This window comes from Streptomyces sp. cg40, from assembly GCF_050320165.1.
GTDB lineage: Bacteria > Actinomycetota > Actinomycetes > Streptomycetales > Streptomycetaceae > Streptomyces > Streptomyces hokutonensis.
Genome location: NZ_CP190128.1, coordinates 6669423 through 6683250 on the forward strand (window position 1 = coordinate 6669423; position 13828 = coordinate 6683250).

Here is a 13828-nt window from a genome sequence, read left to right on the forward strand (position 1 = left end):
GCTACCGGGGATGCCTACGATTGCGGCTCCCACCTCTACACCAGGTCCTGGTGATGGCGTGGCAGTTGGGACACAGCAACCGCAGGTTCTCCCGCCGGTCGTCGCTCCAGTCCCCGTTGATGTGATCGACCTCCAGCGTCATGGGCCTGCCGAGCCACTCGGGGCCGGTCCCGCATTCGGCGCACACCTCAGGCGCACCCACCTCCAGGAGCGCCCGGCGCAACAGGTGGGTTCTTGTCCGGCGACCGCCATCGTGCTGGACGAGGATGTTCTCGGCGCGCCGAAGAGGCACGCTGCCTGGCCGTCCTCGCTGGTGCGCCTGTCCCAGGAAGTGAGAGGTGTCGAGACCGTCCTCCGTCATCCACCGGCGGACTAGGGTGCGCAGCCTGCTGTTGTACGGCTCCATCCCCAGCTTGCGGAGCGTGTCCGCGATGGACGTGGCCCCCTCGACGGCGCGGCGCAGTCTGTCTCCGGCCGGTTTGCATGGCACCGCGTTCGATCGTCTCCGACGTGGCATGTGGGAGACGTCGATTCCGAAGTGGTCGAAACGCAGGAAGAGGTAGCGGCGGAGTTTGCCGTAGGGCCGTGTACCGAAGAAGGCGATGACCTCGTCGATGTCGGAACAGCGTGCGGCGGCTTCGGTGAGTCGTTCGCGGGTGTACTGCGCACCGGTGCTCATGAGGCGCCACCTTTGCCGCGTCCTTTTCCGCGCCCTCGGTAACTGTCCGTCGTGGAATGGCAGTTGGGGCAGAGCATCCGCAGGTTCTCGATCCGGTTGTTCCGCCAATCACCGTCGAGATGGTCGACTTCCAGAGGCAGCGACTTCCCGAGCCATATCGGCTCGATCCCGCAAAGGGCGCAGCGTTCTTCTACGCCGAGCTCGCGCATCGCTCGCTTGAGCCGGCTGCCTGGGGTGCGCTTCATGTGTACCGATGGGTCCGCGACGAGGATCTCTTCGGCTGTCCGGCGGCGCTGGTTATGCCTCATGCGCTCGGTGCGGACCACAGCTGTGAAGTGCGAGGTGTCGATCCCGTGGGCCTTGATGCGTCGGGCGATGTGGGTGTGGTGTCCGCCGACCGGGTCCAGCCCAAGCGTGCGCAGGACGTCGTTGACGCTCGTCGACGTGGCAACAGCTGACTCAAGTATTTTCCTCGTCCATTTGTTCCCCTCCCTTTCGAAGTGTGAGGTGTCCACCCCGAGCTTCTTCAACCGCGCTCGGATGTACTCCCGCGTTGAACTCCCCGGATCGACCCCCAACCGCTCCAACGCCTCCGACAACGTCCGCGCCCCCTGAGCCGCCACCTCCAGCCGCTCCCGTGAATACGCGCTGACCCCCATGGCTCCCCTCCGATCCCGACCACACGTTCGTGGCCTCGTACGGAGTAACGAACCGCTTGTCGGACAGTCACGCCCGCCCCGTAAAGCGGATTGGTAGACTGCAGATCGCTGAAGCCTCCCAAGGAGTGGACTGTTGTCCTCCTGGGAGGCTTTTTTCATGACCGAGACCTCTTCCACGACCGTGGACATACGCCCCGCCACCCCCGCCGACCGCCCCACCGTCGAGCGGCTCTGGCTGATGTTCCGGCATGACATGTCGGAGTTCGATACGGCGGCGCATCCTCAACTCCCCAACCCCGACGGCACGTTCCGCAGTGAGCGGGTGGATGCCGCGTTCGGCGGGGGTGGGGAGGACTGGGCGCCGTATCTCTTCGTCAGGGGGGAGCGGCCCGTCGGGTTCGCGTTTGTGCGGGGGCTCAGTGGGCCCACTCGGGTGCTCAACAGCTTCTTCGTGGTGCGGGGAGTCCGGCGTGGCGGGGTGGGGCGAAGGGCTGTCCGCGAGGTCGTCGCGCGGCATCCGGGGCGGTGGGAGATCGCGTTTCAGGACGCCAATCCGGGGGCCGTGGCGTTCTGGCGGCGGGTCGGTGAGGAGCTCGCGCCGGGGGAGTGGAGCGAGGAGCGCAGGCCGGTGCCGGGGCGGGCCGACCTGCCTCCTGACGTGTGGGTCTCGTTTGAGTACAGGGAAGGCTAGATGCCCAGGTCCTTGATGATCTTCGCCACGTGGCCCGTCGCGCGGACGTTGTACAGCGCGTGCTCGACCTTGCCGGCCTCGTCGACGATGATCGTGGAGCGGATCACGCCCATGTAGGTCTTGCCGTAGTTCTTCTTCTCGCCGAAGGCCGCGTAGGCGTCGAGGACCTGCTTGTCGGGGTCCGCGAGGAGGGTGACCTTGAGGTTCTCCTTCTCGCGGAACTTGGCGAGCTTCTCCGGCTGGTCGGGGGAGATGCCGATGACGTCGTACCCGGCGCCGGCCAGCACCTCCAGGTTGTCCGTGAAGTCGCAGGCCTGCTTGGTGCAGCCGGGCGTGAGGGCCGCCGGGTAGAAGTAGACGATGACCTTGCGGCCCTTGTGGTCGGCGAGGGACACCTCGTTGCCGTCGGCGTCGGGGAGCGTGAAGGCGGGGGCAACGTCCCCGGGCTGGAGTCGTTCACTCATCGCGCTAGCGTAACCGGGGGTGCTGACAGTGCACTCCGCGCGAGAGCTGACAGACTGTCCGGCACAAGTACCAGCAGACTTCGGAGGCCGTACGGTGGCGGACACGTCGAACAAGCCGGACATGCCGGACACCAGAACCCCGGCGCAGATCGAGGCGGACATCCAGCGTCGCCGCGATGTCCTGGCCGACACGCTCGACGAGATCGGGGTGCGGGTGCACCCGAAGACCATCGTGGGCGACGCGAAGGCCAAGGTCGCGGCCAGCGTCGATCACACCCTCGGGAAGGCCTACGTCGGCGTCAACCGGGTCGTGAGCGACGTCAAGGGACAGTTCGTGGACGACGAGGGCGCGCCGCGGGTGGAGCGGATCGTGCCCGTCGCTCTCGTCGCCGTCGGGGTCGTGGGGCTGTTCGTCCTCGGTTCCCGGCGCGGCAAGGGCCGTAAGGGCTGACGGAGACACGGAGACCACGACGGCCGCAAGGGTCGTAGCGGCCGATATCGCGGGGCACCCGGCGGCGTACCGACGGGTCGGAGGCAGGTAGGTTCGTGGGTGTGAGCGCCAAGAGAGACGAGCAGAGCACCCAGCACGACAAGCTGCCCATCCGGATGCTGCACGACCGTGTGCTCGTGCGGCAGGACAAGAGCGAGGGCGAGCGGCGTTCGGGCGGCGGGATCCTGATTCCGGCGACGGCCGCGGTCGGACGGCGGCTGGCCTGGGCCGATGTCGTCGCGGTGGGCCAGAACGTGCGGACCGTGGAGCCCGGCGACCGGGTCCTCTACGACCCGGAGGACCGTGCCGAGGTCGAGGTCCGCGGGATCGCCTACGTCCTCATGCGCGAGCGGGATCTCCACGCCGTCGCCGCCGACCGGTTCGAGGGGTCCGAGGACTCGACCGGCCTGTATCTGTAGGGACAAGGCCTTGAGGGGCTGGTGACCGTCGTCACCAGCCCCTTTGCCGTTCCTTTGCTACGTTGGAGAGGAACCCGACGAGACGCGCCGTACCGGGAGACACGCAAAGACGACGCACCAACGTCAGTCGCGTGTGTGTCTCGGAGGTGCCTGTCATGGCCTGGGTTCTGCTGATCGTCGCCGGTCTGCTCGAAGTCGGCTGGTCGATCGGGATGAAGTACACCGATGGGTTCAGCCGGCCCGTGCCCAGTGTGCTCACCGGTGCCGGGATCGTCGCCAGCATGCTGCTGCTGTCGTACGCCGCGAAGTCGCTGCCCATCGGTACCGCCTACGGCGTGTGGGTGGGGATCGGTGCGGCGGGGGCGGCGGTGCTCGGCATGGTGGTGCTGGGGGAGCCCGCCACCGCCGCCCGGATCTTCTTCGTGTGTCTGCTGCTGGTCGCCGTCGTGGGGCTGAAGGCGACCTCCGGTCACTGAGGCGTACTACTCCTTCTTGCGCGCCGTGCTCTGCGGGCCCGCCGTCGTCCCCCCGGTCGTCGTACCGCCCGTGGTGCCGTCCGTGGTGGTCCCCGTCGTGCCGCCGGTCGTCGTCGTGCCGTCCGTGGTGGTGCCTGTCGTGCCGCCGGTGGTGGTCGTGGAGCCGTCGGTCGTGGTTCCCGTCGTGCCGCCGGTCGTCGTGGTGCCGCCGTCGGTGGTGGTCGTGCCTCCGGTGGTGGTGCCGCCGTCGGTCGTGCCGCCGTCGGTGGTGCCGCCCTGGGTCTGGCCCTGGTCGGTCTGGCCGCCGGTGGTGGTCGTGCCGCCGTTGTCCTGGCCGTCGGTCGTGGACGGTTGGGTGGGCTGGATACTCGGGGGCGCGACCGTCTCGGCGCCGTCCTGGAGCTGGAGGTCGAAGTCGTTGGCCGGCGTGCCCTTGAGGGCGGACTTGGTGAACTGGGCCCAGATCTCGGCGGGCGCCCCGCCGCCGTTGACGCGGGCGAGGCCCATCGCGCCGTAGAGCGGCTCGTGGGCGGCGGTGGTCGGGTTCTGGCCCATGACGGAGACGACGGTGGCGAGGTCGGGGGTGTAGCCCGCGAACCAGGCCGCCGTGTCCTTCTCCGCCGTGCCGGTCTTGCCGGCCGCCGGGCGGTCGGCGCCCTGCGCGGCGGTCGCGGTGCCGTTGTCGACGACGCTCTCCAGGACGTTGGTCGTGGTGTCGGCGGACTCGCGGCTCACCGCGCGGGTGGTCTTGTGCGCGGGCAGCTTGACCTGGTCGGTGCCGTCCTTGGTGATCTTCGAGATCATCGTGTACGTGTGCCGCTGGCCGTGGTTGGCGAGGGTGGCGTAGGCCTCCGCCATGTCGAGGACGCTCGCGGTGGAGGGGCCGAGCGCGATGGACGGGGTGGCGGTGAGGTCGGGGGTGTCGGCGGGGATGCCGAGGTCGATCGCGGTCTGCTTGATCTTGGCGGGGCCCACGTCCACCGCCATCTGCGCGTACACCGAGTTGACGGACTTGTCGGTCGCCGTGCGGACGGTGATGTCGCCGTAGGAGACGCCGTCCTCGTTCTCGGGGGCGTACGAGCCGCCGCTCCAGCCCTCCACGGGGCGCTTGTCGGTGCCGTCGTAGTAGGTGTTGGGCGTGATGGTCTGGCCGTCCTGGGTCTGCGAGCCGTTCTGGATCGCGGAGGCGAGGACGAACGGCTTGAAGGTGGAGCCCACTTGGAAGTCGCCGCGGGTGGCGCCGTTCGTGTACTGCTTGACGTAGTCGATGCCGCCGTACATCGCGACGATGTTGCCGGTCTTGGGGTCGACCGAAGCGCCGCCCGCGCGCACGTAGTTGTCGACCTTGCGGCTCTTCTTGTCGAGCTTGGACATGAGTTGGTCGTTGACGGCCTTCACGAAGGCGTCCTGCTTGCTCTTCTGGAGCGTGGTGGTGATGCGGTAGCCGCCGGCTTCGAGGGTGTCCGCGTCGATGATCTTGTTGGTGGCGAGGTAGTCCTTGATCGCGGTGACGATGTAACCCCGCTGCCCGGACATGCTCGTCGAGGCCGTGGCCTCCTTCGGCATCGGGAACTTCATGCCGGCGCGCGCGGACTGGGTGAGCCAGCCCTTCTTGACCATGCCGTCGAGGACGTAGTTCCAACGGGCCACCGCCGCGGCCTTGTTCTCCGGGTGCGCCACGACGTCGTACTCGCTCGGCGCGTTCAGCAGCGCGGCGAGATAGGCGCCGCGGCCCGCGTCGAGGTCGACGGCGTCCTTGCCGTAGTAGGCCTGGGCGGCGGCCTGGATGCCGTAGGCGTTGCGGCCGAAGTAGCTGGTGTTGAGGTAGCCCTCCAGGATCTGGGACTTGGACTCCTCGCGGTCCAGCTTGATCGAGATGAAGAACTCCTTCACCTTTCGGGTGACGGTCTGTTCCTGGCCCAGGTAGTAGTTCTTGACGTACTGCTGGGTGATCGTGGAGCCGGACTGGGTGCCCTTGCCGGTGGCGGTGTTCCACGCGGCGCGGACCATCGCCTTCGGGTCGACGGCGGACTCGGAGAAGAAGTCCCGGTCCTCGGCGGCCAGTACGGCGTGCTGGGCGTTGGCGGAGACCTGGTCGAGGCCGACGTTCTCGCGGTTGACCTCGCCGTCGCGGGCGAGTTGGGTGCCGTCCGCGTAGAGGTACACGTTGGACTGCTTGGTGGCGAGCGCGTTCGCGGGCGGGATCTTGACCAGCGAGTAGCCGAGGTAGAACGCGCCGATCAGCAGCGCCACCAGCACGACGATCCCGCCGAGCGTCATCCGCCAGGTCGGGATGATCCGGCGCCACCCGGTGCGCTTGGGCCGCTTCGGCTTCTTGGGCTTCTCGCCCCCGGATGCCCCGGGCGCCTCGGGTGCGGCAGCCGCTTCCGGCTCTCTCGGTGCCCAGCCCTGCTCGGGCTGCTGCGGCTGCGGCTGGTCGCTCATGTCGTGCACGGACTCCTGTTTCGCGTCGTACGGTCCCGTACGGCCCCGCATGTTCCCATACGGTCGCGTATGTTCCTGTACGGCCTTGTGCGCTTCTGCGCCCCCAGACGAAGACTCTCGCACCATGCGTTCCGTTCCCGACCATCGGCACGCACTTGCCCGGAAAATGCGTGGCGTGCGTCACCACCTGCGCACTAGGCTCCTGCGCTTCGGTGTCAAGAGGTCGTGGAGGGTGGGTTTCTGGTGGGTGCCGGTCGGTTGTACGCGGCCGTCGCGGCGGGGGGTTTCAGACGGTACGCGACGTATCGGGCGGCGACGCTCGCCGGGGTGTTCACCAACACCGTCTTCGGCGTGGTCCTCGTCTACACCTATCTGGCGCTGTGGGACGAGCGCCCGCATCTCGGGGGCTACGACCAGGCGCAGGCGGTGACCTATGTGTGGCTCGGGCAGTGCCTGTACGCGACGCTGGCGATCCAGGGCGGCGGGTTCGAGAAGGACCTGACGGACCGCATCCGTACGGGTGACATCGCCGTCGACCTGTACCGGCCCGCCGACCTCCAACTGTGGTGGCTGGCAAGCGACTTCGGGCGGGCCATGTTCCAGATGCTGGGGCGCGGGGTGATCCCGTTCGTCTTCGGCGCGCTGTTCTTCAGGATGGCGCTGCCCACGGACGCCGGCTCCTGGGCGGCCCTGCTGGTGGCGCTGCTCCTGGCGGTGCTGGTCAGTTTCGGCATCCGCTATCTGGCCGCGCTGAGCACGTTCTGGCTGCTGGACGGCACCGGCGTCAACCAGGCCATGATGATCCTGGGGATCTTCTGCTCGGGCATGGTGCTCCCGCTGAACGCCTTCCCGGGCGCGCTCGGCGAGGTCGTACGGGCGCTGCCGTGGGCGGCGCAGATCCAGCTGCCGGCGGACGTGCTGATGGGGAAGACCGACCCGCTGCACGCGTACGCCTTCCAGGCGGCCTGGGCGGTGGCGCTGCTCGCCGCGGGGCGGCTGCTTCAGTCGGTGGCTACGCGGAGGGTGGTGGTCCAGGGTGGCTGAGACCATGCAACTGAAGGACGGCACACGGGAGTTGCCGCGCTGGCGCGAGGGGCTGCGCGCCTACGGGATGATCGCCGGGATGTGGATCCGGTCGAGCATGGCCTACCGCGCCTCCTTCGTCATCACGGTCGTCGGCAACCTGCTGGTGACCGGTCTGGACTTCGCCACGATCCTGCTGATGTTCTCGCGGGTCGACTCGCTGGGCGGCTGGTCGCTGCCCGAAGTCGCGTTCCTGTACGGCCTGTCGGCGACCGCGTTCGGGATCTCCGACCTGGTCCTCGGCTCGATGGACGTGCTGGGCAGCCGCATCCGCGACGGCTCCTTCGACACCCTGCTGGTGCGCCCCGCGCCGGTGCTGGCGCAGATCGGCGCGGACCGTTTCGCGCTGCGCCGGCTGGGCCGCATCACCCAGGGCGGCCTGGTCCTCGGCTACGCGCTGATCGCCGTCGACGTCGACTGGACCGCCGGGAAGCTGCTGCTGGTGCCGTTGATGCTGGTCTGCGGGGCGGCGATCTTCGGGGCGCTGTTCGTGGCGGGCGCGGCCTTCCAGATCGTGGCGCAGGACGCGGCCGAGGTGCAGAACGCGTTCACGTACGGCGGCAACACCCTGCTGTCGTATCCGCCGGTGGTGTTCGGCAAGGACTTCGTGCGGGGCGTGACCTTCATGCTGCCGCTCGCCTTCGTCAACTGGGTGCCCGCCTCCTATGTGTTGGGGCGGCCGTACCCGCTGGATCTGCCGCCGGGCGCGGAGTTCGCCTCGCCGCTGGTGGCGTTCGTCTGCTGCGCGCTGGCCGGGCTGGCCTGGCGGGCGGGGCTCAAGTCGTACCGGAGCACGGGAAGTTGAGGACTGTGGACGGGTTTGCGGACGATTCTGCGGACGAGCACTTCATCCAACTGGACCGCGTCGAGAAGGTCTTCGACGTGCGCAAGAAGACCGGGTTCATGAAACGGGAGCGGCGGCGGGTGCGGGCCGTCGACTCCATCTCCTTCGCCGTGGCGCGCGGCGAGATGGTCGGCTACATCGGGCCGAACGGCGCCGGGAAGTCGACCACCATCAAGATGCTGACCGGCATCCTCACCCCGTCCGGGGGCCGGCTGCGGGTGGCCGGCATCGACCCGTCCCGCGAGCGCACCCGCCTCGCGCACCGCATCGGCGTGGTGTTCGGGCAGCGGACCACACTCTGGTGGGACCTCCCGCTGATCGACTCGTACAAGCTGATGCACCGCATGTACCGCATCCCCGACGCCCGTTACGCCGAGAACCTCGACCGCTGTGTCGAACTCCTCGCACTGGGCGCCCTGTTGGACGTCCCCGTACGTCAGCTCTCGCTCGGCCAGCGGATGCGCGGCGACATCGCGGCGGCCCTGCTGCACGACCCCGAGGTGCTCTACCTCGACGAACCGACCATCGGCCTCGACGTCATCTCCAAGGCCAAAGTGCGGGAGTTCCTGCGGGAGTTGAACGCCGAGCGCGGCACCACGGTGCTGCTCACCACCCATGACCTCCAGGACATCGAGCAGCTGTGCTCGCGGGTGATGGTCATCGACCACGGCCGGCTGATGTACGACGGTCCGCTCACCGGGCTGCACGAGGCGGGGGAGAGCGAGCGGACCCTTGTGGTGGACCTGGAGCGGGAGTTGCCCCCGATCGAGGTGCCGGACGCGCGGACGGTGAGGGTGGAGGGACCGCGCCAGTGGCTGACGTTCCCGGCCTCGGCGTCGGCGGCCCCGCTGGTGGCGCGGATCGCGGCGGAGTACCCGATGGTGGACCTGTCGGTGCGGGAACCGGACATCGAGGCCGTCATCGCGAAGATGTACGCCGAACGGGCCGAGGAAGCGGTCTCGTAGCCCTGCGTCGAACGGTCTCGTAGGCTGCCTTGTATGACCGACGACGCAGTCCCGGAGCTCCGCGCATCCGACGCCGACCGTGAGCGGGTCGCCGAGGTCCTGCGCGACGCCGTCGCCGAGGGCCGGCTCGACATGGAGGAGTTCGAGGAGCGTCTGGAGGCCACGTACAAGGCGCGGACGTACGGCGAACTGACGCCCATCACCGCCGACCTGCCGGCCCCCGGGGTCGCCCCGCCGCCGGTGAACATGGTCAAGGAGCCGGTGGCCAGCGGGAGTTGGGCCTCGCGGATCGTCGGCGGCGAAGGGTCCTCCAGCGCCGCCGTGGCCATCATGTCGGGGTTCCAGCGCAAGGGGCGCTGGACGGTCCCCAAGCGGTTCACCGCCGTCGCCTTCTGGGGCGGCGGCGAGATCGACCTGCGCGAGGCGAACTTCGCGGACCGCGAGGTCGAGATCAACTGCGTCGCGATCATGGGCGGTGCGCAGATCATCGTGCCGCCGGGCGTCGAGGTCGTCGTGCGCGGCATCGGCATCATGGGCGGCTTCGACCACAGCCAGGAGGGCGTGCCGGGCGAGCCGGGCGCCCCGCGCGTGATCGTCACGGGCTTCGCCTTCTGGGGCGGGGTCGGAGTGGAGCGCAAGCTCCCCAGGGCCGAGCGCCAGCGGCTCAAGGAGGAGCGGCGCCGGCAGAAACTGGAGGGCGGTTCCTCGACGAGGGAGCTCTACGGTTCGCACCGCGACGCCCTGTCCGGCCTGGACGACGCCCACCGCGAGGCCATGGAGGAGCACCGCGAGGCGATGCGGCGCCGGCACGAGGAGCGGCGGGAACGGCACGAGGAGCGGCGCGAGCGGCACCGGGAGCGGCGGGGGCGCAGGCACCGCGACTGGGACTGACCGGCGGGCTCACAACCGGGCGGGTACCGCGCCCTTGAGCTCCGTGAGGTCGATGGTGTCGGCCATCCTGCGGTAGCCCCGGTCACTGGGGTGGAGATGGTCGCCCGAGTCGTACTCGGGGGCGTACCTGCGCGGGTCGTACGGGTCGCGCAGCGCCTTGTCGAAGTCGACGACGGCGTCGTACACCGTGCCGCTCCTGATCTCCGCGTTGACCCGCTGCCGTACGGCCTCCCGGGCCGCGGTGTACCGGGGGTAGCCGCCGAAGGGGGTCAGGGTCGCGCCGACGACCTTGATGCCGTGGGCGTGGGCCTGGCGGACGAGGGTGCGCAGGCCGGCCAGGATGCGGTCGGCGTCGGCGCCGTGCAGGGTGTCGTTGACGCCGAGGTCGAGGACGACGACCTTGACGTTCGGCCGGCCGAGCACATCGCGCGCGAAGCGGGTCAGGCCGCTCTGGTTCTCGGCGGGCCGGCCCGGATGACTGGCGAGTATCTGGTTGCCGCTGACGCCCGCGTTGACGACGCTGTAGCGCGGCACGTCCTGCCGCCCGGCCGCCACCGCCGCGCGCAGCCGCTGCGAAAAGGCGTCCGGCCAGCGGCGGTTGGCGCCCACGGTCGAGGTGGAGCCGTCGGTTATCGAGTCGCCGAACGCGACGACCGTGCCGTTCGCGTCGTGGCTCAGCACGTCCAGCGCGGTCAAGTAGCGCCACACCGAGGTGTGTTGGGTGTACGGCCCGGCGCTCGGGTTCTCGACCCGGTCGCCGTCGGCCACGTAGGAGATCTGCCGGGCGTACGGGTGGATGGTGACCGGGCCGGACTCGGCGGGGGCGTAGGTGGTGACCAACACGTCCGCGCCCTGCGGGACTTGGAGGCGTACGGCGTCGCTCAGCACCTGCTGCCCGGCCGGGACGGTGACGGAGCCGGCGCCGCCGAAGGTCAGCCGGCGCATGGTGCCGGGGGCCGCGGCGGAGCTGTCGTGGCCGGCCGCGAGGGCGATCGAGGCGTGGGTGACGGTCAGCGGGGACTGGCCGTAGAGGTTGGAGAGGGTGATCCGGGCGCTCGTCCCGGCGGCGCTGGTGTGGACGACGTTGCGCACCGAGCGGCCCGCCATGCCCGCCGGCTCGGTGCCGGGCTCACCGCCCACCGGGGCGGCCGACCAGGCGCCGACCCAGGTGCCGGCCGAGGCGGGGTCGGCGGAGTCGGGCCGGCCGCGGCCCGAGGCGGGGGAGCCGCCCGCGCTGCCGTCGCCGGCGGAGACACCGGCGTAGATGCCGACGGAAAGGACCACGATCAGGGTGATGATCGCGGACAGCAGGGCACGATGCCTGGTGGGGGACACCCCCTTGTCCCCGGTGGGTCGCTCGGTCACGCGGTGCGGGTCTCCTCGGGTCTCCTCGGGCGAGTGGCAGGGTCCTGCCATTTTGCCCTTTCGGGTGACGCCGGGAACTCCTGTTCCATCCCGGGAGTCGGTCAGGAAGGGACAATGTGCACGGTACCGGCGAACGGGTGGAGCGGATGGAACGTACGGAAGTGGGTGCTGAGAGCGACGGGGCCCCGTCCCGCCGCACGATGACCACGTTCAGCGCGGCCGACGAGGAGAAGCAGCGCGGCGTGCGCCGGATGAAGCTGACGGCGCTGGCCCTGCTGCTCTTCGTGGCCGTCGTGTACGTGCTCGCCAAGTGGGCGTCGAACTCGGGCGCGGGCCCCTGGGCGGGCTATGTCGCCGCGGCGGCCGAGGCCGGCATGGTGGGCGCGATGGCCGACTGGTTCGCGGTCACGGCCCTCTTCCGCCACCCGCTCGGCCTGCCCATCCCGCACACCGCGATCATCCCCACCAAGAAGGACCAGCTGGGCGTCTCCCTGGGCGAGTTCGTCGGCGAGAACTTCCTCTCCGAGGAGGTCGTACGACAGCGGCTGCGCGCGGTCGGCATCGGCAGCAGGCTCGGCGCCTGGCTGGCCGTACCGGATCACGCCGACCGGGTGACGGCGGAGCTGTCGGCGGCCCTCCGCGGAGCCCTCACCGTGCTCCGGGACTCCGACGTCCAGGCGGTCGTCGGCGAGGCGATCACCCGCCGCGCCGACGCCCAGGAGATCGCGCCCGGCATAGGAAAGATGCTGGAGAAGATCGTCGCCGACGGCGGTCACAAGCGGGTCGTCGACCTCATCGTCACCCGCGCGCACGACTGGCTGGTCCTGCACGACGAGCAGGTCATGGACGCCGTCGAGGGCGGCGCGCCCGGCTGGACCCCGAGGTTCGTCGACAAGCGGATCGGCGAGCGCGTCTACAAGGAGCTGCTCCGCTTCGTCACCGAGATGCGCGACATGCCCTCCCACCCGGCCCGCGGCGCCCTGGACCGCTTCCTCGGCGATTTCGCCGCCGACCTCCAGTCCGACACGGACACCCGCGCGCGGGTGGAGCGCCTCAAGGGCGAGGTCCTGGGCCGCGGCGAGGTCCAGGACCTGATCGCCAGCGCCTGGACGTCCGTCCGCTCGATGATCGTGTCGGCCGCCGAGGACGAGCGCAGTGAGCTACGGCTGCGGGTGCGCGCGTCCCTGCTGTCGCTCGGCGCGCGGATGGCGGTCGAACCGAAGCTCCAGGCGAAGGTCGACGGCTGGCTGGAGGGCGCCGCGGTGTACGTCGTCACCACCTACCGCAAGGAGATCACCTCCCTGATCACGGACACGGTGGCGAGCTGGGACGCGGAGCACACGACCCGCAAGATCGAGGCGAACATCGGCCGCGACCTCCAGTTCATCCGGATCAACGGCACGGTGGTGGGGTCGCTGGCGGGGCTGCTGATCTACACGGTGTCGCGGTTGGTGGGGGTGTAGGAGAGCCGGGGAACTCGCCCCTGCCGAACGCGAGTTCGCCGGATCTGAGTACGCGTACTCTGTTGCGCCCCGTCGCACCGGGGAACCCTCGTACGTATGACCGAGAAGCTGCTGAGCCCCCTGCGGACGTGCCCCTGGCCGGAACGCTGGCTGACCCGCGCGCTCGGTGCCGGGGTCGCGACGGCGGCGTACTTCGTGTGCGTCGCCTGGACGGGGGCGTCCGTCCCCGGCGTGCTGGTCCTCGGCGCGCTCCTGCTGCTCCTGGCCGGCTACTTCGGCCGCCGCGACGAGCCGGCCTGGCCCGTGCTGCTGGTGGCGGTGCCCCCGGCCGGCCTGATGTACGCCACCCACCCGCGGGGCTACGCCAACTGGCCCGACGAGACGGAATGGCCCCAGCAGTGGGCGTTCGCGACCCTCGTGATCGGCGCGGGCGTCCTGGTGGCCTCGTCGGTGGGCCGACGCTTCCGCCCGTGCGAGGAGGACTCCACGGAGGGCGTGCTGTCGGCCCACGGCTGCTGAACCGCCGTAGCGCACGGGCTTCTTGGCGACAGCGCGACGGGGGTCAGGCCTGCCGGTCGGCGACCGCCCAGGACGCGAGGGCGACGGCGCCCGCGACACCGAGGACGGCGGGCCAGGCGCCGACCTTCTTCGCCAGCGGGTGCGACCCGGCGAACGCGGCGACATAGGCGACGGTGAGCGCACCCGCCGCCTTTCCGCCGGCCCGCTGCCGCCACTGCTGCGCGGCGGCGGCCCCGGCAACGGCCAGCACGGCCCCGCCCAGTTGACGCTTCTTCGTCCAGCGGGCCACGCCGTACCCGCCGACGAGCCCGCCCGCGGCGACCGCCGCGCTGGGAACGCTCGGGACCTTGGCCATGATGTGCCTCTCCGGTAGCA

The 13828-nt window shown here is 70.1% G+C and carries 16 protein-coding genes and 1 riboswitch; of the genes, 10 read left to right on the forward strand and 6 right to left on the reverse strand.

From position 1 onward, the window contains the following. Nucleotide 1: 1 nt before the first annotated feature. A complete protein-coding gene (locus ACQHII_RS30020; RefSeq protein WP_427922194.1) occupies nt 2-679 on the reverse strand; it encodes an HNH endonuclease in 678 nt (225 codons plus the stop codon). After that, nucleotides 676-1338 carry an HNH endonuclease gene (locus ACQHII_RS30025; protein ID WP_427922195.1) on the reverse strand — a complete coding sequence of 221 codons (663 nt, stop codon included), beginning with the start codon at nt 1336-1338 and terminating at the stop codon, nt 676-678. The genes ACQHII_RS30020 and ACQHII_RS30025 overlap by 4 nt, the downstream gene beginning before the upstream one ends. A 157-nt stretch (nt 1339-1495) precedes the next feature. Between ACQHII_RS30025 and ACQHII_RS30030 the strand changes: the two genes are divergently transcribed. Continuing rightward, entirely contained in the window at nt 1496-2029 is a 534-nt protein-coding gene (locus tag ACQHII_RS30030; protein WP_427922196.1) for a GNAT family N-acetyltransferase, read from the forward strand. Here the strand turns inward: ACQHII_RS30030 and bcp are convergent. After that, nucleotides 2026-2493, reverse strand: coding sequence for a thioredoxin-dependent thiol peroxidase (gene bcp / locus ACQHII_RS30035; protein WP_381249092.1), 468 nt, complete (start codon nt 2491-2493; stop codon nt 2026-2028). The two genes, ACQHII_RS30030 and bcp, sit on opposite strands and share 4 nt — an antisense overlap. A gap of 121 nt (nt 2494-2614) precedes the next feature. On the opposite strand from bcp, the gene ACQHII_RS30040 reads away from it, so the two are divergent. The 3 genes from ACQHII_RS30040 (at nt 2615) to ACQHII_RS30050 (ending at nt 3878) form a co-directional block, all read left to right on the forward strand. Beyond that, the gene (locus ACQHII_RS30040) at nt 2615-2944 is read left to right on the forward strand and encodes a DUF3618 domain-containing protein (RefSeq protein WP_427922197.1); all 330 of its coding nucleotides are present in this window, start codon (nt 2615-2617) and stop codon (nt 2942-2944) included. Between the two features lie 101 nt (nt 2945-3045). Continuing rightward, nucleotides 3046-3402 (forward strand): GroES family chaperonin, encoded by a 357-nt coding sequence (locus ACQHII_RS30045; protein ID WP_026178110.1) that lies wholly within the window; start codon nt 3046-3048, stop codon nt 3400-3402. A gap of 47 nt (nt 3403-3449) precedes the next feature. Next, nucleotides 3450-3521, forward strand: a riboswitch (guanidine-III (ykkC-III) riboswitch). A 36-nt stretch (nt 3522-3557) separates the two neighbouring features. Beyond that, on the forward strand, nt 3558-3878 hold the full coding sequence (locus ACQHII_RS30050; protein WP_427922198.1) for a DMT family transporter: 321 nt from the start codon (nt 3558-3560) through the stop codon (nt 3876-3878). A 6-nt stretch (nt 3879-3884) separates the two neighbouring features. Here ACQHII_RS30050 and ACQHII_RS30055 read toward each other — a convergent pair whose 3' ends face one another. Then, on the reverse strand, nt 3885-6323 hold the full coding sequence (locus ACQHII_RS30055; protein ID WP_427922199.1) for a transglycosylase domain-containing protein: 2439 nt from the start codon (nt 6321-6323) through the stop codon (nt 3885-3887). 243 nt (nt 6324-6566) lie between these two features. Between ACQHII_RS30055 and ACQHII_RS30060 the strand changes: the two genes are divergently transcribed. From ACQHII_RS30060 to ACQHII_RS30075, 4 genes are read left to right on the forward strand one after another with little or no spacing between them, the layout of a single operon-like run. Then, on the forward strand, nt 6567-7367 hold the full coding sequence (locus tag ACQHII_RS30060) for an ABC transporter permease (protein ID WP_427922200.1): 801 nt from the start codon (nt 6567-6569) through the stop codon (nt 7365-7367). Nucleotides 7368-7371: 4 nt separating this feature from the next. After that, nucleotides 7372-8211 (forward strand): ABC transporter permease, encoded by an 840-nt coding sequence (locus ACQHII_RS30065; protein ID WP_427922201.1) that lies wholly within the window; start codon nt 7372-7374, stop codon nt 8209-8211. Then, on the forward strand, nt 8208-9215 hold the full coding sequence (locus tag ACQHII_RS30070; RefSeq protein ID WP_427922202.1) for an ABC transporter ATP-binding protein: 1008 nt from the start codon (nt 8208-8210) through the stop codon (nt 9213-9215). The genes ACQHII_RS30065 and ACQHII_RS30070 overlap by 4 nt, the downstream gene beginning before the upstream one ends. A gap of 33 nt (nt 9216-9248) precedes the next feature. Continuing rightward, a complete protein-coding gene (locus ACQHII_RS30075) occupies nt 9249-10106 on the forward strand; it encodes a DUF1707 SHOCT-like domain-containing protein (protein ID WP_427922203.1) in 858 nt (285 codons plus the stop codon). Between the two features lie 9 nt (nt 10107-10115). Here the strand turns inward: ACQHII_RS30075 and ACQHII_RS30080 are convergent, their stop codons facing one another. Next, nucleotides 10116-11471 (reverse strand): SGNH/GDSL hydrolase family protein, encoded by a 1356-nt coding sequence (locus ACQHII_RS30080; RefSeq protein WP_427922204.1) that lies wholly within the window; start codon nt 11469-11471, stop codon nt 10116-10118. A gap of 146 nt (nt 11472-11617) precedes the next feature. Between ACQHII_RS30080 and ACQHII_RS30085 the strand changes: the two genes are divergently transcribed. Together ACQHII_RS30085 and ACQHII_RS30090 are read left to right on the forward strand one after the other, a co-directional pair. Continuing rightward, nucleotides 11618-12934, forward strand: coding sequence for a DUF445 domain-containing protein (locus tag ACQHII_RS30085; protein ID WP_427922205.1), 1317 nt, complete (start codon nt 11618-11620; stop codon nt 12932-12934). A 96-nt stretch (nt 12935-13030) separates the two neighbouring features. Further along, nucleotides 13031-13453 carry a hypothetical protein gene (locus ACQHII_RS30090; protein WP_427922206.1) on the forward strand — a complete coding sequence of 141 codons (423 nt, stop codon included), beginning with the start codon at nt 13031-13033 and terminating at the stop codon, nt 13451-13453. A 43-nt stretch (nt 13454-13496) separates the two neighbouring features. On the opposite strand, the gene ACQHII_RS30095 is transcribed toward ACQHII_RS30090, so the two are convergent. Next, the gene (locus tag ACQHII_RS30095) at nt 13497-13808 is read right to left on the reverse strand and encodes a hypothetical protein (RefSeq protein WP_427922207.1); all 312 of its coding nucleotides are present in this window, start codon (nt 13806-13808) and stop codon (nt 13497-13499) included. Nucleotides 13809-13828: the final 20 nt, after the last annotated feature.

Excerpts from the sequence above, each read along its gene's own strand:
- ACQHII_RS30020 (WP_427922194.1), bottom strand. The coding sequence starts at position 679 with ATGAGCACCGGTGCGCAGTACACCCGCGAACGACTCACCGAAGCCGCC.
- ACQHII_RS30025 (WP_427922195.1), bottom strand. The coding sequence starts at position 1,338 with ATGGGGGTCAGCGCGTATTCACGGGAGCGGCTGGAGGTGGCGGCTCAG.
- ACQHII_RS30030 (WP_427922196.1), top strand. The coding sequence starts at position 1,496 with ATGACCGAGACCTCTTCCACGACCGTGGACATACGCCCCGCCACCCCC.
- bcp (WP_381249092.1), bottom strand. The coding sequence starts at position 2,493 with ATGAGTGAACGACTCCAGCCCGGGGACGTTGCCCCCGCCTTCACGCTC.
- ACQHII_RS30040 (WP_427922197.1), top strand. The coding sequence starts at position 2,615 with ATGCCGGACACCAGAACCCCGGCGCAGATCGAGGCGGACATCCAGCGT.
- ACQHII_RS30050 (WP_427922198.1), top strand. The coding sequence starts at position 3,558 with ATGGCCTGGGTTCTGCTGATCGTCGCCGGTCTGCTCGAAGTCGGCTGG.
- ACQHII_RS30055 (WP_427922199.1), bottom strand. The coding sequence starts at position 6,323 with ATGAGCGACCAGCCGCAGCCGCAGCAGCCCGAGCAGGGCTGGGCACCG.
- ACQHII_RS30065 (WP_427922201.1), top strand. The coding sequence starts at position 7,372 with ATGCAACTGAAGGACGGCACACGGGAGTTGCCGCGCTGGCGCGAGGGG.
- ACQHII_RS30075 (WP_427922203.1), top strand. The coding sequence starts at position 9,249 with ATGACCGACGACGCAGTCCCGGAGCTCCGCGCATCCGACGCCGACCGT.
- ACQHII_RS30085 (WP_427922205.1), top strand. The coding sequence starts at position 11,618 with ATGGAACGTACGGAAGTGGGTGCTGAGAGCGACGGGGCCCCGTCCCGC.
- ACQHII_RS30090 (WP_427922206.1), top strand. The coding sequence starts at position 13,031 with ATGACCGAGAAGCTGCTGAGCCCCCTGCGGACGTGCCCCTGGCCGGAA.
- ACQHII_RS30095 (WP_427922207.1), bottom strand. The coding sequence starts at position 13,808 with ATGGCCAAGGTCCCGAGCGTTCCCAGCGCGGCGGTCGCCGCGGGCGGG.